This is a genomic window from Levilactobacillus wangkuiensis, from assembly GCF_016861605.1.
In the GTDB taxonomy this organism is placed as follows: Bacteria; Bacillota; Bacilli; order Lactobacillales; family Lactobacillaceae; genus Levilactobacillus; species Levilactobacillus wangkuiensis.
The window spans coordinates 51598-75054 of the sequence record NZ_BOLM01000010.1 but is presented as its reverse complement, the minus strand read 5'-3'; the positions used below and the strand labels follow the sequence as shown (position 1 = coordinate 75054).

The following is a 23457-nucleotide window of genomic DNA, read 5'->3' as shown; positions in this document are numbered from 1 at the left end:
ACTCAGCGCTTGGCAGCAACTCGTTGAGTCGGCGTGGCGTGAGCCCGTCGAGAACATGAGGTGGCACAGCGTTGAGACGCCCTCTTGAGAAGGTTATTTCTCGAGAGGGCTTTTTGTCGTTTAAAGGAGGAGAATTGTTATGCACTATGTAAGTCAGATTTTACCATCGTTAATTTCCGGGACCGGAATGACGTTATCGATATTCTTTTGGACGATTATTATTGCGATTCCGCTGGGAATTCTGGTCGGCTTGGGCATGACCACGAAGTTTAAACCGTTGACCTGGCTGATCAACATCTACGTCTGGTTGATGCGGGGAACCCCTTTGTTACTGCAATTAATTTTTGTTTTTTATGGGTTACCTATCATCGGCGTGGTGTTCCAACGGTATGACGCCGCCTTGTTCGCTTTTATCCTGAACTACACGGCTTACTTCGCTGAAATCTTCCGGGGCGGCCTGCAAGCCATTCCGGAAGGGCAGTACGAAAGTGCCCGGGTTCTGCGGCTGACCAAGTGGCAGACGCTACGAAAGATTGTGATTCCCCAAGTGGTGAAAATCGTCTTACCTTCCATTGGGAACGAAGTCATTAACCTGGTTAAGGATTCGTCCCTGGTTTACGTGATCGGGTTGGGTGACCTGTTACGGGCCGGCAACGTGGCCATGGCGCGCGATGTCACACTGGTACCTATGTTACTAGTCGGGGTGATTTACCTCCTGCTGACGGCCGTTTGTACGGTGGTCTTGAAGCGGATGGAAAAGCACTACAGTTTCTGGCGTTAAGGAAAGGATGGTCAACATATGTTAGAGCTTAAAGGAATTACGAAAAAATTTGGTGGCAAGACCATCTTGGATAATATTAATTTGACCGTAACGGATGGCAAGATTTTAACCATCGTGGGACCATCTGGTGCCGGGAAGACGACGTTACTGCGGTGCATTAGTGGGTTAGCCTCAGTCGACAGTGGTCAATTTCTCTTAGACGGCAAGGCCTTTGATCCTGCCTCTAACCGGGACAACGATGCCGTGATTGGCGTCGTCTTCCAGGACTATCAACTCTTTCCCAATTTAACCGTCCGGCAAAACGTGACGCTGGCCCCGACGATGGTGCTGAAGCAATCCGCTAAGGACGCCAATGAAGAAGCCGAACGCCTGCTGAAACAATTGGATTTGGGCGACAAGGCTGATCTGTTCCCATACGAATTATCCGGGGGCCAGAAACAACGGGTCGCCATCGTGCGGGCTTTGGCCATGCATCCCAAATTGTTGTGCTACGACGAACCCACGTCCGCGCTGGACCCGGATTTACGTCGAGAAGTCCAACAAATTATCATTAAATTACGGGACGAGGGCATCACGCAAATTGTTGTGACCCATGATATTCCCTTTGCTGAAGCAATTGCGGATCAAATGCTCCGCGTGGAACCGAAGAACTAAGGAGGCCGCGAAATGAAAAGAATATATCGTTTCTGGGTTCTTCTAGCCGTGGTGGCAGGGTTCGGCACGCTGTTAGCCGGATGCAACAATGTTACCCAACGTGCCAATACCGATGACACCTGGTCGACCGTTCAGAAGAAAAAGCGGGTGGTCGTGGGCCTCGATGATAGTTTCGTGCCCATGGGTTTCCGCCAAAAGAGTGGGAAGCTAGTCGGCTACGATATTGATTTAGCCCGGGCCGTGTTCAAACTTTACGGAATCAAGGTTGATTTTCAATCAATCGACTGGAGCATGAACGTAACCGAGCTGCACAACGGGACGATTGATTTGATCTGGAACGGCTTTTCCATCACGCCGCAACGAGCCAAGCAGGTGGCCTTCTCAGATACCTATCTGAACAACGACCAAGTGCTGGTCACGTTGAAGAAAAATCACATTACCTCGTATCGGGATATGACGGGCAAGGTCTTGGGCGCGCAAACCGGGTCTTCCGGGGCCAACGATATTGATTCGCACCCGAAGCTGTTGAAGAACCGCATCAAAAATCACGAAGCCGTCACGTACGACTCGTTTACCAACGCCTTCATCGACCTCAACGTCGGCCGAATTCAGGGGCTACTGATTGACAGTACCTACGCCAATTACTACATCAAACACCAGGCACACCCCGAGGATTACCGCGTCACGGTCGGCAGTTTCCCTAAGGAAAAATTTGCCGTCGGAACGCGTAAGGGCGACGTCACCATGCGCAAGAAGATTAACGCCGGCCTGAAACGGCTAGCCGCGAATGGCACCCTGCGTCAGATCAACAAGAAGTGGTTTGGCGAAAATGTTGACACGCCACTCTTACCTGATAATAAGTAAAAAGTCGTGGCCTTCGTTCACGGTTGGGGTTCACTTTTAGGTAGTCGTCTTCCAAAATTTTGGGGATGACTATTTTTTTGTAAAAATTGTGAGATTGGTCGACGAATGGGGGCGTATCCGGGAAAGCTGTTTTACAAATTCATTCATATTTGCGTGCGGTTGCTTGTATTTATGCCGGGCTTCCCTTAAAATTAAACACCGATACGCTTGGTTTTAGTTAGGGTTACTAGCACAACGGCTGAAAGAGTCGTTGTGGAAAAGTAATCAGTGCGAGATGATTTCAAACACAACTAAAACTTTGAGTTGGTATAATCAAGAAATAATAAATAAGCGGTTGATGGGTTAAGCCAGTGTCAGCCGTGGGAGTTTGCTTTGCGGTTTATCGCTTAGCAAACTGGTATCTTTGCGACTCGCGCCCCAGAGGCGCAAAGTAAGCCCGAAGACCGCACTATGGCTTCGGGCGTCCGCCCACAGCGTCCCGGCCTATTTTCACTGCCCGGTAAGGCGCTGGCCTTAACCCAAACCAACCAGATATTTAGAGGAGGCAATTGCGCGTGCATTTTCGCATACGAGACGGGGTAACGCTCGATCTGTTACCCACAAAACAATTTAAAACAATTGGCATCAAGGTGGACTTTGTTGCGCCACTGACGGCCACGGCGATTACCGCGCGAGCCTTGTTGGCTCAGGTTCTAGAGACCAGTACGGCCGCTTATCCCACGCAGACGGCCTTGGCCCGCAAACTGTCCCAGATGTATGGGGCCAGCTTCGGCATCAGTGTCGTTAAATTGGGGACGAAGCACGTGATTCGGTTGACCTGTTCCGTGGTCGATGAACAATACCTGAACCAATTTGCGGACCCAACCCCGCTCTTTGAACAGGGGATGGCGCTCTTGAAGGCCGTCCTGTTTGAACCGCTGTTGCCAAATGGTCAGTTTGATCCGACTACGTTTACGCAACAACGCCAGAACTTATTAACGGCGATTAAATCCTTAGATGATGATAAACAATACCTGGCCAACCGGCGTTTACAAGAATTGTTGTTCACCGGGCAACCCGCCCAAGCCATGAGCGCCTTGGGTGACACGACCACGTTGGGTGAGCTCAGTTCCGCCGACATCCTGGGCACCTACCATGATATGTTAGCCAACGATGCCATTCACGTGGCTGTCGTTGGGGACGTGACGGCAGAACGGGTGCAGGAAGCGTTGACCACCTGGCCACTGACTGATCGGACAATCACCGATGACTCACCATACTACCGGTGGGACAAACGCGATGAGGTCCAGTCCGGGGATGATCTGGCGCCAGTCGTTCAAGCCAAATTGAACCTGGCCTACCAGTTGCCGATTTACCGGGACGATGCGGACTTCATGGCTGCCGTTGTCTTTAACGCGGCCTTCGGGGGTACACCGTTGTCACTGTTGTTCACGAACGTTCGCGAAAAGGCCAGCTTGGCCTACTACGCCAGCAGCTCGTACAATCCCTTTACCGGGACCATGGGCGTGCAAAGCGGTATTCAGGCCCAGAACCAGGACCGCGTGATTGCCATCATTGGCGAACAACTGGCCGCCGTTCAGCGCGGCGAGCTCAGCGAATCCTTGTTGGCCGAAGTGAAGGCCAGCCTGCTCAATGCCCGTTTGGCCGGCCTGGACAGTCCCCAACGGAAATTAGTGGGGCTGTTGAACAGTGAATTGACCCATTTAACGGAACCCTTAAAGACTTGGCAAGAAAAATTAGCGGCAGTGACGGTGGCCGACGTGCAGCACGTGGCGCAACAAGTCACGCTACAGGCCACTTACTGCCTGCATGGAGGTGATCAGGATGCTGAATAAACAAGCGTACGACCGGTTGGGCGAAAACGTCTACCAAACCACGTTGGCTAACGGCTTAAAGGTCATTCTGGTCCCTAAAGTCGGCTTCCACAAGACCTTTGCCGTGATGACCACGGACTACGGGTCCACGGACAATGAATTTGTGCCCCGCGGACAAAAAGAACCCGTTCGTTTTCCGGATGGGATTGCCCATTTCTTGGAACACAAACTGTTTGAGAAAAAGGACCACGACGCCTTTGACCTATTTGGCCAGTACGGGGCAAGTGCCAACGCCTTTACTAGCTTCACGCAAACCAGCTATTTATTTGCGACGACCAGCCATCTCCATGAAAACCTGGATATCCTCCTTGACTTCGTGCAGGACCCTTACTTTACGGCCCAGACGGTCAACAAGGAAAAGGGGATTATCGGCCAGGAAATTCAGATGTACGATGATGACCCGGGTTGGCAGAGCTACTTTGGCATGATTGGCCAGCTGTATCCTCGCGAGCCCCTACACATCGACATTGCTGGGACCGTTGCATCCATCGATAAGATTACTGCGGACGACCTGTACGCCGCCTACAACACGTTCTATCACCCAAGTAATATGAGCTTGGTCGTGGTGGGGCAGCTTGATCCGGAAGAGACATTAACCTGGATCACGGCTAATCAAGCGGGCAAAACGTTTGCGACGGTCGAACCGATTCAACGGATTCCGTCTGCACAAACGCCAGCTACGGAAATCGTGCCAACCACGACGCGGCACTTAACGGTCAATCGGCCCAAGGTCAGCATTGGCCTGCGCGGGTACGATCAGGTGCCAGCGGGCAAGGCGGGGCTGGCCTACAGCGATGCCATTTCGTTAGCGATGGACTTACTGTTTAACGATAGTAGCGATAATTATCTGCGGCTGTATGATGCCAACGTGATCGACGATAGTTTTGGCTATGACTTCCAAGTCCAACGAGGGGCCCATTTTGGTCAACTGGCGGGTGATACTGATCAGCCAGAATCTTTTGTCAGTGAACTAACTGCGATTTTAAATGATGGACCCGCACAACTACTGGCTGCCCGGGAGCAATTTGACCTGGTTAAACGTGAAGCGATTGGCCGAACGATTGGCGCCATCAACTCGGTTGAAGCCATTGCCAATCAGTACGACGGACCGCTATTTGGCGGGACGACGCTCTTCGATGAGTTGGCCGTGTTAGAGGCCATGACGTTCGCTGATGTGCAGGCAGCTTGGGCCCAATTTTCAGATGCCAGCCGGCAAACCGTCTACACGATTTTGCCCTAACGGAGGTTAAGAATCCGTTAAATCCTGAATTCTGGGAGTTGTGGCTGAAAATGCGGTGGCGCCTATGCTATACTGCTTATAGAGAAATTTTGAACAGGTGGAGAATTAAAACATGAGTGATAACAGCAAAATTACATTGGGAAAAACGCTGCGTGACGCGCGGATTGCGAAGGGGTACACCCTGGATGACCTGCAACAGACGACGAAGATTCAAAAGCGTTATCTGATTGCCATCGAAGATCAAAACTTTGATGAGTTGCCTGGGGACTTTTACGTGCGGGCATTTATCAAGCAGTACGCCGATATGGTCGACTTGGATGGCGCGGAACTGTTAAAACAGTTCGACAGCGCCTTGCCAAGTACGCAGACGCAAGAATACGTGGATAAGGTCAACGAAAACAATCCGGAGACCCGTTCACAACAACGTCAAGTCGATGAACGTTATGTCAAATTACGCCGGACAATTCCCGTGATTGGGATTGTCATCGTCGTCCTCGTGATCCTCGTGGGGATCTGGGTCGCCGCTTCACACAACGGCAACAATACCGCCAAGGACAACGTGGACAGCAGTTCTGTCAGTGTTTCTGGTAGTAGTTCTAACAAGACCAAGAGCAGTAGCAGTAAGAAGTCCTCATCGTCTAAAAAGTCTTCCTCAAAGAAGACCAAGACGCCAAGCTTTAAGAAGGTCAGCTCAACGACCTCAGGCTCAACTTGGGAAATGACGAACGCTTCCTCGAAGCCCAAGTTGAGCTTGTCCGCAACTGGCAGCGCTTGGATGTCCGTGACCGTTAGTGGGTCGACCGTTTGGCAAGGAACCTTGTCAGCTTCGACGTCACACTCACTGACCATTCCAAGTTCCGCAACCAGCGTGACCCTGAAGTTTGGGAACGCCCCAGCAACGTCCGTGAAGGTTGACGGGAAGAAGTTTGACTTCACCTCCGATACCAGTACCAGCAGTGCTTCTAGTTCAAGCAGCACTTCGGGAACGACGACCACGTCTAGCTCAAGCACGACGACGTCTTCTCAAGTACAAACTGTTACGTTGGAATTTAAGTAAGACTCAAGGCGGGTCGGTCCGTGGCGATCGGCGCGCCTTTTTTAGTTGGAAAATTTAAGGAGGAACCTTTCGTGAATCTACCAAATCGCTTAACCATTGTCCGGATCATCTTAATCCCGGTCTTCTTACTGTTATTAGTGTTGCCATTAGACTGGGGCCAAGTGACCTGGTTGGGAACGGCTATTCCGGTCACCCAAGTTTGGGGCGCCATTGTCTTTGCCGTGGCCTCCATCACGGACTTCCTGGACGGTCAAATTGCGCGGCGCAACCATTTAGTCACGAACTTTGGTAAGTTTGCCGATCCACTGGCTGACAAAATGATCGTCATGACGGCTTTCATTCTGTTGGTATCGATGAACGCCGTCCCTGCCTGGGGGGTCGCCATCATCGTCTGCCGGGAACTGGCTGTGACCGGGTTACGGTTGATTGTCGTGGAGACCGGGGGCAAGGTCCTCGCTGCGGCTTGGCCTGGTAAAATCAAAACGACGACGCAAATGGTCGGGATTATCCTGTTACTGTTGAACAACATTGGGTTTGGGAGTATCAATGTGCCAATGGCGCTGATTTTCTTCTATATCTGCTTGTTCTTCACGATTTACTCTGGGATCGACTACTTTGTCCAGAACCGCCAAGTCTTCGCCGAATCCTCCGCAGAATAACTGGATTAAACTAGTCTTTGATGGCGCCTCCGGGCTGGTGAAAACTGGGCCTGGTCGTTTCCGTTCCCGGCGGCGGATTCAAAGTGCCCTGCTGTGGGGCCGGTTCCAGCCGCAGGGCGGGCTTCCACCTCAACTTTGAGCCTGGGGGGCGGTCTCAAAGGTTGTCCCATGGTCTAAGCTGAGTGAGAAACCTCAGCTAAGACCATCGACACAGCTGGTCACTTTGATCCGCCTCTGGTCACTTCCACGACCGGTCCAGTTTTCCCAGCCTCTGCGGCTAAGACTGGTTTAATTCGTTATTCACTCTTTTCTACGGGTGGATGCCGTGATAGGTGTTATTTACTGATTCTCAGCTGGTGTTAAAATTTAAAAATAATTGTATGGCGATTCCCAGTTGCTAATGACTGGTAGTCGCCATTTTTGTTTGGATTTCTCACGATTTATGAGGCAATATTAACCAGTTATGGCGTGATTGTGGTAGGATTTTAGTACAGGTGTCGTTTCTTTGATGTGGTTGAAGAAATGGCTGAACGTTGTATTGTGGGCGTTTTGCTTGGTATTTAAAAATAAATTTGAAAAAAATAAAATAAATCGCGTTTCATTACGAAGTTAACTTTAAGTCATCCAGGAGGGGTCAGCATGCAAGCAGAAATCATTGCCGTCGGAACCGAAATTCTATTGGGACAAATCGTCGATACGAATTCGGCCTTTATTGCCCGTGAATTGGCCGAGGCTGGTATCGAAGTTTATTACCATTCATTGGTTGGCGATAACGCTGACCGGCTGACAGCAGTGGTGAATCAGGCCCGTTCGCGGAGTGACTTGGTGATCATCAGTGGGGGACTTGGACCGACCAAGGATGATTTGACGAAACAGACCGTTGCTCACTTGTTAGGTGTGAAATTAATTGAAGATTCTGAAGCGATGGTTAAGATTCGTAAGCACTTCGCCACGGCAGAGCGGCCTATGACCCCTAACAATCGCTTACAGGCACTTTATCCTGAAGGGAGCCAACCACTCAAGAACCGGACTGGGATGGCTGTCGGGGCCTTTTATCAGGATCCTAACGCGGCTGACATCATGCTATTGCCCGGACCACCTAGTGAAGCGGAGCCCATGTTTGCTGAACAGGCGGTTCCCTTGCTGAAGGCCACCTATCATCGGGACGAATACTTGGTATCACGGGTCTTGCGGTTCTTTGGCATCGGCGAAGGGCAGTTGGTGACCCTGCTGAGCGACCTAATTGATGGGCAAACGAATCCGACGATTGCACCGTATGCCAAAGTAAATGAGGTCACGTTGCGGTTGACGGCCCAGGCGAAGGATGAGGCTGCTGGTAATCAGCTGTTGGATGACATGACGGCGACTATTAAGGACCGCGTGGGCGATTATCTCTATGGCTATGGGGATGACAACAGCCTGGCAGCGGTCGTAGTTAACGAAATGATTGACCGCCACCTGACGATTACGGGCGCTGAAAGTTTAACGGCCGGGAAGTTCCAGAGTACGCTGGGGGATGTCCCCGGGGTTTCGGCCATCTTTCCGGGTGGCTTCGTGACCTATGCCAATTCAGCCAAGCATGACCTGTTAGGGATTCCGCAGGCCATCATCGCTGAGGACGGGGTCGTTAGTGCGGCCACGGCTCAGCAGATGGCGGAACGTTCCCGGGCGTTATTGGATACCGACTTCTCTCTGAGCTTTACCGGCGTAGCGGGGCCGGATGCCCTGGAAGGTCACCCAGCTGGGACCGTTTGGTTGGGCCTGGCGCAACGTGGACATGAACCGCGAGCCCGCCTGGTTCATTTGACGGGGACCCGAGCGGCTATTCGTGAGCGATCCGTCATGACCGGTTTGGATTGGCTCCGCCGCGTCTTACACGGGTCAAAATAAAAGGGGAACTTTTGTTCTATTTTTACTTGCATTTTGCGAACAAAACCCGTATAGTGATACATGAATATTGATGCAACAAAGGAGGATTTGGATGGCTGACGAACGACAAGCGGCGTTGGATAAAGCGCTGAAGAAAATTGAAAAAGATTTCGGTAAAGGTTCGATCATGCGGCTAGGTGACAACAGTAACCTGGACATTGAAACCGTTCCATCTGGCTCGTTGGCCCTTGATGTGGCCTTGGGTGTTGGTGGTTACCCACGTGGACGAATCGTTGAAATTTACGGTCCAGAATCATCTGGGAAAACGACCGTGGCCTTACACGCCGTAGCGGAAGTTCAAAAGCGGGGCGGGACTGCAGCTTATATTGATGCAGAAAACGCTCTGGATCCGGCTTACGCAACTGCTTTAGGGGTTAACATCGACCAATTACTTTTGTCACAACCTGATACCGGTGAACAAGGACTGCAAATTGCAGATGCCTTGATTTCCAGTGGGGCTGTGGACATTGTGGTTGTCGATTCCGTTGCCGCTTTGGTTCCCCGTGCGGAAATCGAAGGGGAAATGGGTGACGCCCATGTGGGTCTGCAAGCCCGTCTGATGTCTCAAGCGCTACGGAAATTATCCGGGACGATTAACAAGACGAAGACGATTGCACTCTTCATTAACCAAATTCGTGAAAAAGTTGGGGTTATGTTTGGTAACCCTGAAGTTACGCCTGGTGGTCGTGCGTTGAAGTTCTACGCCACGGTTCGGTTGGAAGTTCGCCGGGCTGAACAGATCAAAGACGGTACCGATGTTATCGGTAACCGGACGCGAATCAAGGTCGTTAAGAACAAGGTTGCGCCGCCATTCAAGCGGGCTGAAGTCGACATTATGTATGGTAAGGGGATTTCCCAAACCGGTGAATTGCTCGACATGGCCGTTGAAAAGGACATTGTTGATAAGAGTGGATCCTGGTACTCTTACGGCGAAGACCGAATTGGTCAAGGTCGTGAGAATGCTAAGGCATACTTGGCTGACCATCCAGATATGATGGCTGAAGTTAACCAACGTGTTCGGGCAGCTTATGGTGTTGGCGAAGGTGACGACGCCGATGACGGTAAGAAGGCTACTGGTAAAGACAGCAAGCCAACCGACAAGAAGGATGCCAAAGCCGATGCTTCTAAGGACAAAGGCAAGCCAGAACAAAGTGAATTAATTCCAGACAAGAACAAGCCTGGTAAATAAAACGAAACGCTAGTCATCCTGTGAGGTGACTGGCGTTTTTTTATTTGGCAGGGTGACCGAAAACGAGCTGGCAACTGGCTGATGCTCACCCGTGAATTCATCTGAGGATGCCGCCTACAATTTTTCTGGGAACGGTCGTTGGCAGGTCGAAACGAATAAATCCGCACGGACCCACCAGTTTCCGGTGAGTTTAGTTGACAGCGTTCATGGCAACCATTAAAATTGAAGTTGCGTCAGTTATTAAATCAACATCTTAAAAAGTCTGATTTTAAATTAGTCATTTTGATGATGCGGAGGTGGAATCATGAGTGTTCCAATTATAATCCTCGCAATCATCGCTATCGTTGTTGGTGTTGTGGGCGGGTATTATTTTCGTAAATCTGTCCACGAGCGAAAGCTAGATGCGGCTAAGTACACTGCTGAAGGTGTACTGGCTGAAGCTAAGAAGCAAGCTGAGACTGCCACGAAGGAATCTTTATTAGAGGCCAAGGAAGACAGTCATAAGTACCGCGCAGAGGTCGAAACCGAGCTGAAAGAACGTCGTGCCGAAGTTCAGAAGCAAGAAGATCGCTTGATTCAACGGGAAGAAACGTTAGACCGGAAAGACAACTCTCTGGAAAAACGCGAAAACTCTTTGAATCGTCGGGACAAGAAGCTAAGTGCTGAAGAGCAGAATTTAGCAAAGAAGCAACAGCAAGCAGACTCACTGATTGAAAAACGCCAAGCTGCGGTTGAAGACGTAGCTGCTTTATCCCAGGATGATGCACGGGACCTGATTATTTCCGAGGCCAAAAAGGCTTTGGCAGGCGAACGGGCAAAGATGATTAAAGAAAGCGAAGAAACGGCGCGGAAGACAGCTCAGGCCAATGCTAAAGACCTGATTGTCGATGCCATCCAACGGAGTGCTGCCGATATGGTAACCGAAACCACCATTACGGTGGTGACGTTACCTAACGACGACATGAAGGGCCGGATTATCGGTCGTGAAGGACGGAATATTCGGACGTTAGAGACTCTGACCGGGATTGACCTGATCATTGATGATACGCCAGAAGCCGTCGTTTTGAGTGGCTTCGACCCCTTACGGCGAGAAGTTGCGAAGATTGCGCTTGAGAAGTTGATCCAAGACGGGCGGATTCACCCGGCACGGATCGAAGAAATGGTAGCCAAGGCGAAAAAAGAACTGGACGAACACGTCCGGGAGCTTGGCGAGCAAGCAACCTTTGACTTGGGGATTCATTCCATGCATCCCGAAATGGTCAAACTGGTTGGTCGCTTGAATTTCCGAATTTCTCATGGGCAAAACGCGTTGGCCCATTCAATCGAAGTTGCCAAGATCACTGGGGTGTTGGCTGCTGAATTAGGTGAGGATGTTACGTTAGCAAAACGTGCAGGATTATTACATGATATTGGCCGCGCTGCAGAGCATGAAGATGATAGCTCGTACATCACGACGGGCACGGAACTCGCAAAGAAGTACCGTGAAAGTTCCGTTGTGGTTAACGCTATCGCAGCTCAAGCAGATCAAACGGCACCGCAATCCGTTATTGCGGAACTGGTTGGGACCGCTGATGTTATTTCAGCCACCCGGCCAGGCGCACGCTCAGATTCTCTGGAAAGTTACATCCACCGGTTGGACAAGCTGGAAACCGTCGCCAATTCATTTGACGGCGTCGACCATAGCTTTGCCATTCAGGCGGGACGAGAGGTTCGAGTCATTGTGCGGCCCGAGAAGATTTCCGACACGGATGCCGTTGTCTTGGCACGCGACATCAAGAAACAAATTGAAGGCGACCTGGATTACCCAGGCCACGTCAAAGTTTCCGTCATCCGGGAAGTCCGGTCAGTTGAATATGCGAAATAAGTCAGAGAAGCTAGGCCATTTGGTCCTAGCTTTTTTACGTCTCTGCAGAAGAACATCGGGGTTAGGAACTATCATGATGTTGTGTGGCATGGTAGCAGGTGAAGGTAAATGAGTGACAGAATGGCTAAGCGGCCGTTAACCGCAGGACTGGTGAAAATGGGTTCAGCCGTGGGAATTATCTTAACGGCTGGCCGTTTAGATAATTGGTATCTTTGAGATGCGGTTTGGGCAGCTCAAAGTAAGTCTGAAGACCGCCCCTCAGGCTTCAGGCGTCCGCCCACCGCGTTCCAATCCCATTTTCACCAGTCCGGAGGTGCGTGAACGGGGGATTAGCTTAGATTTAACTCACGCAGGATTAGAAAAACCATGGTAAAATAGAGGTTATTTACGAGAACTGGTCACAAGAGCCAGGCGGGCCAAAACGGTCTAGATAGGGGAACGAAGATGCGTATTTTATTTGTTGGTGACGTTGTTGGAAACATTGGTGTGGATATGATTCATGAGTACCTCCCCCAATTAAAGCGGGACTTAAAGCCCCAGGTCACCATCGTCAACGGGGAAAATTCAACCCCCGTTGGTCGCGGTATCAGTCAAAGTATTTACAAGCAACTCTTAAAGGATGGCGCCGACGTGGTCACGATGGGAAACCATACCTGGGACAACGCCGAACTGTATGATTTCATCGGTGGCGCCAACCGGCTAGTTCGGCCCGCTAACTTCCCTGGCGACACGCCGGGACAAGGCTGGACGAAGGTCAAAGTGAACCAACAAGTGTTGGCCGTCGTCAACATGCAAGGCCGGGTCTTCATGAACCCCATGGACGATCCCTTTGCGAAAATGAAAGAGTTACTGCCAAAACTGGACACGGATTTTGTCTTCGTTGATTTCCATGCGGAAACGACCAGTGAGAAACGGGCCTTTGCGATGCGTTATGCCGGTAAGGTTTCCGCAGTCGTTGGGACCCACACACACGTGCAGACCAGTGACGCGCAGGTTCTGCGTGGCGGCACGGCCTTCATGACCGAAGCCGGCATGACCGGTCCCGCCGACAGTGTCTTGGGGATGCAGGCCGATAGCGTCATTGAACGCTTTGAAAACCAACGGCCAACCCGCTACACGGTCCAAGAAGTCGGTCCCGGGATTCTCTCCGGTGCCGTCATTGACTTAAACGATAAAACGGGGCATGCGGCTAGCATCAAGCCCATCTTGATCAGCCCACAACACCCGTACCAAAGCTAAACGATAACGGAAGGATGAACCATTTTTCATGACGAAAACGAACACGACGCCCATGATGGTGCAGTACCAAAAGATTAAAGACCAGTATCCCGATGCGTTCTTGTTCTACCGGCTCGGGGACTTTTATGAAATGTTCAATGAAGACGCCGTCAAGGGTTCGCAATTGCTGGAGCTAACGTTGACGACCCGGAGTCACAGTGCCAAGAACCCGATTCCCATGTGTGGGGTGCCGCACAAGGCCGTGCAAAATTACATCGATATTTTGGTGGATCAGGGCTACAAGGTTGCCGTTTGTGAACAAATGGAGGACCCGAAGTTGGCCAAGGGAATGGTCAAGCGAGAGGTCATTCAATTGGTCACCCCAGGGACTCAGACCGATACCGGCGCTGCCGGGGCCAAGCGCAACAACTACTTGACCGCCCTAACCATGAGCACCAAGTCACAATACGGCTTGGCCTACACCGACCTGTCGACCGGGGAACTGAAGGCCGCGGAAATCAGCGGTGACGACCCCGTCATGAATGAATTAATGAGCCTGCAGACCAAGGAAGTCGTCGTGGATACCACGATTGACGATGAGCTGAAGGCCCGGATGAAACAGCTCGGGATGATGATTTCTAATCAAGACGAGATTCAGCCAAGTTCCGAGCTCAGTTACGTGGAGCAGGACCTACAGACCGATTTACTGAAACAAGTTGTCGGTGTCCTGGTGACCTACGTGACGGTGACGCAGAAGCGCAGCCTGGCGCATTTACAACGCGCCGTGGCTTACCGGCCAACCGCCTTTTTGAAGATGGACCACTCCTCACAAAGTAACCTGGAAATCACCCAAAACCTACGAACCAAGAAAAAATCCGGGACCTTACTGTGGCTCTTGGACCAAACCAAGACGGCCATGGGGGGCCGGTTACTGAAGCAATGGTTGGACCGGCCACTGATTGACCGGCAACAGATTGAAGAACGGCAGGACAAGGTCGGCGCGTTACTCGACCACTATTTCGAACGCAATAATTTGCAGGAAGAATTGGTTAAGGTCTATGATCTGGAACGCTTAGCCGGGCGCGTGGCCTTCGGGAGCGTAAACGGCCGGGACTTGATCCAGCTGCAAACGTCCTTGGAGCAGGTGCCACAAATCCAGCACACGATTGAAGAGCTGGCCGAACCGGTCTTCGACGACACGCTGGCCGGCCTGGACCCCGTGGAAGATGTTGCGGCGGCCATTCGTGAGGCCATCGTTCCCGAACCCCCAATCTCCGTTTCCGACGGTGGGGTGATTCGCGACGGCTTTAACGCCCAATTGGATGAATACCGGGATGCCATGCGTAACGGGAAGACCTGGCTGGCCGAAATGGAGGCCCACGAACGTGAAGTGACCGGAATCAATAACCTGAAGATTGGCTACAACCACGTCTTCGGGTACTACATCGAGGTCACCAAGGTCAATCTGGACAAGCTGCCAGCAGACCGGTACGAACGGAAGCAGACGCTGGCCAACGCCGAACGGTTCTCCACACCTGAGCTGAAGGATAAGGAACGCCTGATCTTGGAGGCCGAGGAGAAATCCGTGGCGCTGGAATATAAATTATTCGTTGATCTGCGCGAACAGGTCAAGCTGGCCATCACCCGGTTACAGAAATTAGCCGCCGCCATTGCCAGTCTAGACGTGCTCCAAAGCTTTGCCGTGGTCAGTGAGGACTATCACTTCATCAAGCCAACGCTGATTGAAGGGCATAACTTAGCCATTAAACAGGGCCGACATCCCGTAGTCGAAAAGGTTTTGGGTCGTCAATCATACGTTCCTAATGATGTCATGATGGATGAACAGACCAACATCTTACTGATTACCGGGCCGAACATGTCCGGGAAGAGTACCTACATGCGGCAGCTGGCCTTGACCGTAATTATGGCGCAGATGGGCTGTTTCGTGCCGGCAGAGTCCGCCCAGATGCCTATCTTTGACCAAATTTTCACCCGAATCGGTGCCGCAGACGACCTGATTTCTGGGCAAAGTACCTTCATGGTGGAAATGCAAGAGGCCAACCACGCGTTGAGTCAAGCCACCGCCAACAGCCTGATCTTATTCGATGAAATCGGGCGGGGGACGGCCACGTATGATGGGATGGCGCTGGCTCAGGCCATTATCGAATACGTTCACAACCGGGTCCACGCCAAGACATTGTTCTCAACCCACTACCACGAGTTGACGGCGTTAGACCAGTCCTTAAAGCAGTTACGCAACGTCCACGTGGGCGCTGTCGAACGCGATGGCGACCTGGTCTTCTTACACCAAATGCAACCGGGTCCCGCGGACAAGTCCTACGGGATTCACGTGGCTAAATTGGCGGGGATGCCAACGAAGCTGTTAGACCGTGCTGAGGTCATCTTAGAGGACTTGGAACAGTCAGCTGAGGACCAACCCCTGTCCGCACCAGAAACGGCGCAGACACCCGTACAGGCAGCCCAAACGGCACCAGAATCGGCGGTACCCGTGCAGGAACAACCGGCAGAGTCGGTCAAGCCGGAACCAGCTGTCAGTGAATCGACACAGAAACCGGTGCCGGAATCAGTAGAACCAACAGAACCGGCCACCGATCAACAGCTCTCGTTGTTCACGGAAGAACCAGAGCTGAATCCGGCACAAGCCAAGGTACTGGCCCAAATTTCCGACCTGAACCTGATGGGGATGACCCCAATGGCCATCATGAACCAGGTTTACCAATGGCAACAGAAATTGGCGAAGAAGTAAACGAGTTGAATGTCGGTAAACTAGCTGGCTAAGAGGGACTACGAGTCGTTTGGGTGGTCGGTTTAGTGAAATTCAAACAGAATTGTTGATAAGTAAAGCTATGTGTCTAAAATATGTCGTAGAAAAAAGAAAATGAAAACAGGTGATCACTGTGAGTGACCAGAGGCGGGCCAACTTGACCAGCTGTGTCGGTGGTCTTGGCTGAGGTTTTTCACTCAGCCTAGAGCACGGGACGACCTTGGAAACTCGCGGACTTCAGCGAGGTTCCAAGGCGAGGATCCAGACCGCTTCTCAGGCTGGAGCCGTTCCCCACAGCAGGGCGAGTTGAGCCTGCCGCCGGGAACGGGGTAGACCACCTGTTTTTATTTATCCAATGAGAGGAAGGGTCGTTAATGGCCAAAATTCATGAATTAGCGTCGGTCTTAGCCGACCAGATTGCCGCGGGTGAAGTGGTTGAACGGCCCGCATCCGTGGTCAAGGAACTGGTGGAAAACGCGGTCGACGCTCACAGTAAACAGATTGATATCACGGTCGAGGAGGCCGGGTTACAACGGATTACCGTGGTCGATGATGGGGATGGCATCGCGGATGAAGACACCGAAATGGCCTTCAAACGTCACGCCACTAGTAAGATTACCGACCGGCGGGACCTCTTTCGTATCAAATCCCTGGGGTTCCGGGGTGAAGCTTTGCCCAGTATCGCTTCCGTGGCCGACGTCACGATGACGACCTCGACCGGGGGTGTCGGCACGTTGATTCATAACGTGGGCGGCATCATCAAGGAACACACCGCCGCAGCCGCTCGCAAGGGGACCACGATTACCGTCAAGGACCTCTTTGGTAACGTGCCGGCACGGCTGAAGTATTTGAAATCACCAGCCACCGAGCTGGCCCGGATCACGGATATCGTCAACCGGCTGGCCCTAAGCTATCCTGACGTGGCGTTCTCCCTAGTCCACAACGGCCGTGAACTTACTCGGACAGCCGGGCGGGGCGACCTACAACAGGTGATTGCCGGTATTTATGGCGTCCAAAGCGCCCGGAAAATGGTGGCCATCAACGGCAAAAACCCGGATTTTCAGGTGAGCGGTTACGTGAGCTTGCCCGAGTTGACCCGGGCCAGTCGGCAGTACATTTCGCTACTGCTAAACGGCCGGTACATTCACAATTTTCAGTTGAGTAAGGCTTTGATCGCCGGGTACGGGTCCAAGCTGATGGTCGGCCGTTACCCGCTGGCTGTGCTGGATATTAAAATGGACCCCTTACTGGTAGACGTGAACGTGCATCCAACCAAGCAGGAGGTCCGCATCAGTGAAGAGCCGGAACTGACGCAGCTGATTCAGGACACCGTGTTCAAGCGGCTTTCCCGTGAGAATCTGATTCCGGATGTCTTCGATGAAATGCCAACGAAAAAGCGAGAAGCCGCAACCACGGATCAGCTGACCATGGCGTTAAACGACGTCTCGGCCAAATACGACATGTCGGCGCGCCACACCCAGCCAGCGCCACAACCGGCAGAGAGTGCGGCACCGACGCCTACACCGGCGCAACCAGCCGCAACACCAGCCGCTGGTCCCCAACCGTTGACCACCCCAGAAGAGGTCCCGGTTGAGCCCGTGGTCGTGCATGACAAGCAGGATTTCCAGCTGCCAGCCGTGCAAGAATTTGATGAGAAATACCAAACGGAACGGGTCGCCGCACCCCTGGGTGGGAAAACGCCGCCCGTTGAGGAACCGGTCGCCGAAGTCTCTTTGACGGCGCCCGAACCGCCAGCTCAACGCTTTCCTCAGTTACGCTACTTGGGGCAAGTCCACGGCACGTATTTGTTGGCCGAGGCCGATGATGGGTTGTATTTAGTCGACCAACACGCCGCGCAGGAACGGGTGAACTACGAGTTTTACCGCCAAGCAATCGGCGAGGTCAGCGATGACGAGCAAAAATTGCTGGTGCCCATCGTTTTGGATTACCCGACGACGGACGTCTTGGAGCTGACCAACCACTTGGAAACGTTAGCCAGTGTCGGCATCAACCTCGAGTCATTTGGCCCCAATAGTTTCATCGTGCACGAGCACCCGACCTGGTTCAAGGCGGGGCAGGAGACCGATACCATTAAGGAAATGATTGACTGGGTCTTAAAGGACGGTAAGATTTCCGTGGCGGCCTTCCGAGAAAAGACGGCCATCATGATGAGCTGTAAGCGGGCTATCAAGGCCAACCATCACCTGGACGACCAACAAGCTCGGGCTTTGCTGGTGAAATTAGCTACGGCAGAGAACCCGTTCAACTGTCCTCACGGCCGGCCAGTGCTGGTCCACTTCACGGATCAGGACTTGGAAAAGCTGTTTAAACGGATTCAGGATCCCCACCACTCCGGCGACGACTGGGGCGAATAGGTGGTCCTAAATTCTTCCGGCAGCTAAGGCCCACACCTGTGGGTACCGACTGAAGCCAAAGAGCGGTCTTCAGTCTCGCTTTGAGCTTGCCAAAAGCGCAATCTCAAAGTCGTCCCGGGACCTAAGCCGGTAAAAAACACCGACTAAGGTCCCCGACACAGGTATGGGCCTCAGCTGCCTCCAGAATGACCATCTATTCGGTTGGCGTTTGCTTTTTGCTTTGCCGTTAAACATGCTTGAAGCTAAGATGGCCCATGCTGTAAGCACACCATCGACGCAGGGTGCGCAAGTTGGCTACCTCCGGCTAACCGTTCAGTTATTGCTGATGCGATGGACGTTATTTAGCAGCGAGACTGAAGCCAAAGAACGGTCTTCAGTCTCGCTTTGAGCTTGCCAAGAGCGCAATCTCAAAGTCGTCCCGGGACCTAAGCCGGCTGAAAACGCCGACTAAGGTCCCCGACACAGGTGTGAACCTTAGCTGCCTCCAGAATGACCATCTATTCGGTTGGCGTTTGCTTTTTGCTTTGCTATGAAATATGTTTAAAGCCGAGATGGCCCATGCTGTAAGTTGGCAGTCTCCGGCTAACCGCTCAGTAATTGCTGGGTTGGGCCTTGTTTTGACATTGGTAAACTCAGAACAGAATCTGTAGTCTAAGTCGAGCCAAGTGTGGTACAATTTAAAAAGCAAACATATGTTTTCTTAAAGATAGATCATTGATGAATGAAAGAGACGCTTGATGTTGGCTAACAATCAGTCAGTTTTGAGCTAGTAAAAATGTCTTGGCCAATATAAGTGACCAGAGGCGGGCCAAACTGACCAGCTGTGTCGGTGGTCTTGGCTGAGTGATTTTTCTCAGCCTAGAGCACGGGACGGCCTTGGAAACTCGTGGTCCTTAGCGAGGTTTCAAGACGAGGCCCCAGACCGCTCCTCAGGCTGGAGCCGTTCCCCACCGCAGGGCAGTTTGAGCCCGCCGCCGGGAACGGAAGCGTCGGCCCGACTTCGTTTTTACTAGCTGAATGTTAACCTTGAAACAAGCGCAAAGGAGACTAACTGGCATGTATGAATACCTTCACGGCACGATTGCGGCGGTCTATCCGGACCACGTGGTCGTTGACGTTAACGGAGTGGGCTACCTGGTCAACACCGCTAACCCTTACCGTTACGTCGTTGGCACCACGCCAGTCACGATTTACGTCTACCAGGCGGTGAGTGACACGGCGCAGACCCTTTACGGTTTCGCAGATTTTGCTGAAAAACAATTATTCTTAAAATTAATCAACGTTAACGGTATTGGACCCAAGAGTGCGCTGGCGATTCTGGCCAATCCGGACCATCAAGGGCTGATGTTGGCGATTAAAACCAACGATATCAGCTTCCTGACGAAGTTTCCCGGGATTGGGAAGAAGACGGCGGGGCAGATTGTCTTGGACCTGCAGAACAAGTTGGATGACCTGGCACCAGTCGACGATGGGGCTTTGTTCACACCGGAAGCCGTCACGACTGGCGAGGGGAATCCGAAATTAGACGATGCGATTGCAGCTTTGACGGCACTGGGTTACAAGGCCGCTGCTGTTAAGAAAATCACGCCGCAGTTGCGGAAATTTGCCGGAGACTCAACCAATGATTATTTGAGCGAAGGTTTACGCTTATTGACGACCTAGTTTTTGAAAGGAGGCTGACCCATGACTGATGATGAACGTGTCGTTTCACCGGAACCAGCGGATGACAACGAAGATTCGATTGAAAAATCATTGCGACCACAAACCCTGGCCCAGTATATCGGTCAGGATCCCATCAAACACGAATTGTCCGTCTATATTCAGGCGGCTAAGCAACGGGAGGAATCCTTGGACCACGTGCTGCTGTACGGGCCACCTGGTTTAGGGAAGACGACCTTGGCGATGGTGATTGCCAACGAAATGGGTGTGCACATCCGCACGACTAGTGGTCCAGCGATTGAAAAGCCGGGCGACCTGGTAGCCTTGCTCAACGAACTGCAACCGGGGGATATTCTCTTCATTGATGAAATTCACCGGCTACCGAAAATTGTTGAGGAAATGCTCTACTCCGCGATGGAAGATTTCTACATCGATATCGTGGTCGGACAGGGGCCAACCGCCCATCCGGTGCACTTTCCGTTGCCACCGTTCACGTTGATTGGGGCCACGACCCGGGCCGGCTTGTTATCCGCACCGTTGCGGGACCGGTTTGGTATCGTGGAGCACATGGCCTACTACCAAACGCAAGATCTCCAAGAAATTGTGACGCGGTCAGCCGACATTTTTAACACGCGCATCGCAACTGAGGGCGCCCACGAGATTGCGTTACGCTCGCGGGGCACGCCCCGAATCGCGAACCGCTTGTTGAAACGGATTCGAGACTTTGCGGAAGTGTCGCCTGATCATACCGAGATTGACCTGGCCATTGTGAACCACGCGCTGAAATTATTGCGCGTGGATTCGGCCGGGCTAGACGCCACCGACATTAAGTTGTTGGAGACCATGATCGATTACTACAACGGTGGGCCAGTCGGGTTGAATACCCTGGCGGCCAACGTTGGTGAGGAAACGGAAACTGTCGCGGCCATGTACGAGCCCTATCTCCTGCAGCGCGGGTATTTAAAGCGCACGGCACGGGGCCGGGTCGTCACACCAGCGGGGTATGAACACCTCGGCCGGCAATTTCCACAACCGGAAAATGGTTAAGCGACTGACTGATAGCGCCAGTCCGCGGTGACAAGCCGTTTCTGAAAGGAAGCGGCAATACCGAACGTCTAAAGAATTTCTAGAAATAATTGGACGGATTCCCCGTATTCTGGTAAAGTTGTCCAATAGATAGAATATAAAGGGGTGAACAAATGTGTTTGATAATTTAAATATCGCTGCTGGCGCCGCCGGTGGTTATTCAACGTTGATTATCTTAGTTGTCTTCTTGGGGTTGATGTACTTCTTAATGTTACGTCCACAACAAAAGCAACAAAAGAAGCATCGTGACATGATGAGCGAACTTAAAAAGGGCGACCACGTCATCACGATTGGCCGGTTACACGGTGTGATCGACGAAATCAACCAAGCTGACCAAACGGTTACCTTGGATTGCGACGGGATCTACTTGGTCTTTGACCTGCGTGCCATTGCCCAAGTAACGTCTCAAGCACCACAAGCCGTTACGGCCCCAGCCGCTAACGACGCAACCAGTGAAGCAGCCAGCGCGGATCAACCCGCTGAAGATGCCACTGAAGAACCAGCAAGTGACGCCGCTGCAAGTGACGAAACTGTTGAAAAAACTGACGATGACTCAGCTAAATAAGACATCAAAAAGTTCGGTCTCCTAGAGGCCGTTTTTTTTCGGCTAAATTTTGGTTAACGGTGAGTAAAAGCCGAAGAATTACGGGAAAAAGATAACGGCTTTTGATTGAAGACAAACGTTTGTTTGGGTATAATTTATATACTAATAAACGGTAAAACATGTGGTTGGCAAACGTCGTTGAAGTTGGTAGATCGACAGTCAATTCAGTTAACGTGTTGGCACACCATGTTTGTTCAGCGTGTTGTTAATGGCGCAAATGCTATTGGTTAAGTCAGTGTCAGCCGCAGGGATGGTGAAAATGCGCTCAGCCGTGGGAGTTACCTTAGCGGGTGGGTTGGCCGCTTAGGTAACTGATATCTTTGAGACGGGGCTTCGGCTCAAAGTAAGCCTGGAGACCGTACTTTGGCTCCGGGCGGTCGCCCACCGCGTCCCGGCGCAGTTTTCACCATCCCGGAGGCGCTGACAACGACTGCACAACCGGAAAATCGTGGAAAGGAGGGGAAGGCCGTGGTCCCGGAAAAATACACGCAAAGAAAAATCATTCACGTCGACATGGATGCGTTTTACGCGTCGATTGAGGAACGGGACCACCCCGAGTTCAAGGGCCACGCGTTGATCATTGCCAGAGATCCCCGAACGACTGGCGGCCGCGGCGTCGTGACCACGGCCAATTACGTGGCGCGGCAGCTAGGCGTGCATTCCGCCATGAATGCCAACGAGGCGTTTAAGCTGGCCCCACATGCCACCTTTAAGACGCCAGACTTTCCCCATTACCGCGAAATTTCCGATCAGATTCACGAAATTTTTCATGAGTACACGGATAAGATTGAGACCGTGGCTTTTGATGAAGCCTATTTGGATATCACGGAGAATAAGAAACATATCCGTTCGGCGGTTCAGGTGGCCCACGAGATTCAGGTGGAAATTTTTGATAAGACCCATTTGACCTGTTCGACCGGCATTTCCTATAGTAAGTTTCTAGCCAAGGAGGCCTCGGACTTCCGTAAGCCAGTTGGGGTGAGCGTGATTCTGCCGGAGGACGCGCACGACTTCTTGATGGCGTTGCCGATTGAGCGCTACCGGGGCGTGGGCAAGAAGACCGTGCCCAAGATGCATGAGCTAGGCATTCAAACCGGGGCGGATCTGTATCAAAAATCCCAGTTGGAATTGATTCATGACTTCGGCAAGTTCGGTTACATTTTGTATCAACGGGTACGCGGCATTGATGAGCGGCCGGTCGAGTATTTGCGTGAGCGCAAGTCGATTGGCAAGGAGCGCACGTACGGGCCACCGTTGTCGTCGGTCGGCGAGGTGGAAACGCAACTACAACGGCTGGCAGAAATGGTCGCGGCAACGGTCAAGCAAAAGCAACGGCACGGCAAGACGCTAGTTCTCAAGCTACGGGACAGCGAGTTCAACACCATCACGAAGCGCGTGACCCAAACGGACTTCATTGCCAACGATGCCAGCGTCTATTACGACTTAGCTCTGGATCTCTACCACAGCGTGGCCGGGGATGACGAGCAGGTCCGCTTGCTGGGCATCACGTTAACTGGACTAGCCGCGCAAACTTTTGAAAACGTCAAGTTACCACTGTTTGGTGGCGATGATTAGAAAATGTTGGGTGAGGTCAAGTTATCGGTAGTTAGGAATTAAAT

General features: G+C 52.1%; 17 protein-coding genes. All 17 read left to right on the top strand.

Annotation, left to right across the window (positions count from 1 at the left end; genetic code table 11):
• Window positions 1-139: 139 nt before the first annotated feature.
• The gene (locus JUF13_RS08905; RefSeq protein WP_125765732.1) at window positions 140-781 is read left to right on the top strand and encodes an amino acid ABC transporter permease; all 642 of its coding nucleotides are present in this window, start codon (window positions 140-142) and stop codon (window positions 779-781) included.
• Window positions 782-799: 18 nt separating this feature from the next.
• Window positions 800-1435: an amino acid ABC transporter ATP-binding protein gene (locus tag JUF13_RS08900; RefSeq protein ID WP_203639274.1), complete on the top strand. Its 636-nt coding sequence runs from the start codon at window positions 800-802 to the stop codon at window positions 1433-1435.
• Between the two features lie 12 nt (window positions 1436-1447).
• Window positions 1448-2299: an amino acid ABC transporter substrate-binding protein gene (locus tag JUF13_RS08895; RefSeq protein ID WP_203639272.1), complete on the top strand. Its 852-nt coding sequence runs from the start codon at window positions 1448-1450 to the stop codon at window positions 2297-2299.
• A gap of 554 nt (window positions 2300-2853) precedes the next feature.
• A complete protein-coding gene (yfmF, locus tag JUF13_RS08890) occupies window positions 2854-4134 on the top strand; it encodes an EF-P 5-aminopentanol modification-associated protein YfmF (protein ID WP_203639271.1) in 1281 nt (426 codons plus the stop codon).
• Window positions 4127-5413, top strand: coding sequence for an EF-P 5-aminopentanol modification-associated protein YfmH (gene yfmH, locus JUF13_RS08885; RefSeq protein ID WP_373300833.1), 1287 nt, complete (start codon window positions 4127-4129; stop codon window positions 5411-5413). Before yfmF ends, yfmH begins: the two co-directional genes overlap by 8 nt.
• A 112-nt stretch (window positions 5414-5525) precedes the next feature.
• Window positions 5526-6470, top strand: coding sequence for a helix-turn-helix domain-containing protein (locus tag JUF13_RS08880; protein ID WP_203639269.1), 945 nt, complete (start codon window positions 5526-5528; stop codon window positions 6468-6470).
• A 71-nt stretch (window positions 6471-6541) separates the two neighbouring features.
• A complete protein-coding gene (gene pgsA, locus JUF13_RS08875) occupies window positions 6542-7129 on the top strand; it encodes a CDP-diacylglycerol--glycerol-3-phosphate 3-phosphatidyltransferase (protein ID WP_203639267.1) in 588 nt (195 codons plus the stop codon).
• 639 nt (window positions 7130-7768) lie between these two features.
• Complete coding sequence (locus JUF13_RS08870; RefSeq protein WP_125765739.1) at window positions 7769-9019, top strand: competence/damage-inducible protein A; 1251 nt, start codon at window positions 7769-7771, stop codon at window positions 9017-9019.
• A gap of 91 nt (window positions 9020-9110) precedes the next feature.
• A complete protein-coding gene (gene recA, locus JUF13_RS08865; protein WP_125765740.1) occupies window positions 9111-10247 on the top strand; it encodes a recombinase RecA in 1137 nt (378 codons plus the stop codon).
• Window positions 10248-10551: 304 nt separating this feature from the next.
• The gene (gene rny, locus JUF13_RS08860; protein WP_125765741.1) at window positions 10552-12111 is read left to right on the top strand and encodes a ribonuclease Y; all 1560 of its coding nucleotides are present in this window, start codon (window positions 10552-10554) and stop codon (window positions 12109-12111) included.
• 444 nt (window positions 12112-12555) lie between these two features.
• On the top strand, window positions 12556-13350 hold the full coding sequence (locus JUF13_RS08855; RefSeq protein WP_203639265.1) for a TIGR00282 family metallophosphoesterase: 795 nt from the start codon (window positions 12556-12558) through the stop codon (window positions 13348-13350).
• Window positions 13351-13378: 28 nt separating this feature from the next.
• Window positions 13379-16096 (top strand): DNA mismatch repair protein MutS, encoded by a 2718-nt coding sequence (gene mutS, locus JUF13_RS08850; protein ID WP_203639263.1) that lies wholly within the window; start codon window positions 13379-13381, stop codon window positions 16094-16096.
• Between the two features lie 392 nt (window positions 16097-16488).
• Window positions 16489-18489 (top strand): DNA mismatch repair endonuclease MutL, encoded by a 2001-nt coding sequence (mutL, locus tag JUF13_RS08845; protein WP_203639261.1) that lies wholly within the window; start codon window positions 16489-16491, stop codon window positions 18487-18489.
• Window positions 18490-19545: 1056 nt separating this feature from the next.
• Window positions 19546-20151 (top strand): Holliday junction branch migration protein RuvA, encoded by a 606-nt coding sequence (gene ruvA / locus JUF13_RS08840; RefSeq protein WP_203639259.1) that lies wholly within the window; start codon window positions 19546-19548, stop codon window positions 20149-20151.
• Between the two features lie 21 nt (window positions 20152-20172).
• Window positions 20173-21195 carry a Holliday junction branch migration DNA helicase RuvB gene (gene ruvB, locus JUF13_RS08835; RefSeq protein ID WP_203639257.1) on the top strand — a complete coding sequence of 341 codons (1023 nt, stop codon included), beginning with the start codon at window positions 20173-20175 and terminating at the stop codon, window positions 21193-21195.
• Between the two features lie 154 nt (window positions 21196-21349).
• Window positions 21350-21799 carry a preprotein translocase subunit YajC gene (gene yajC / locus JUF13_RS08830; RefSeq protein WP_203639255.1) on the top strand — a complete coding sequence of 150 codons (450 nt, stop codon included), beginning with the start codon at window positions 21350-21352 and terminating at the stop codon, window positions 21797-21799.
• 552 nt (window positions 21800-22351) lie between these two features.
• A complete protein-coding gene (dinB, locus tag JUF13_RS08825) occupies window positions 22352-23413 on the top strand; it encodes a DNA polymerase IV (protein WP_203639303.1) in 1062 nt (353 codons plus the stop codon).
• The last annotated feature ends 44 nt before the right edge of the window (window positions 23414-23457 follow it).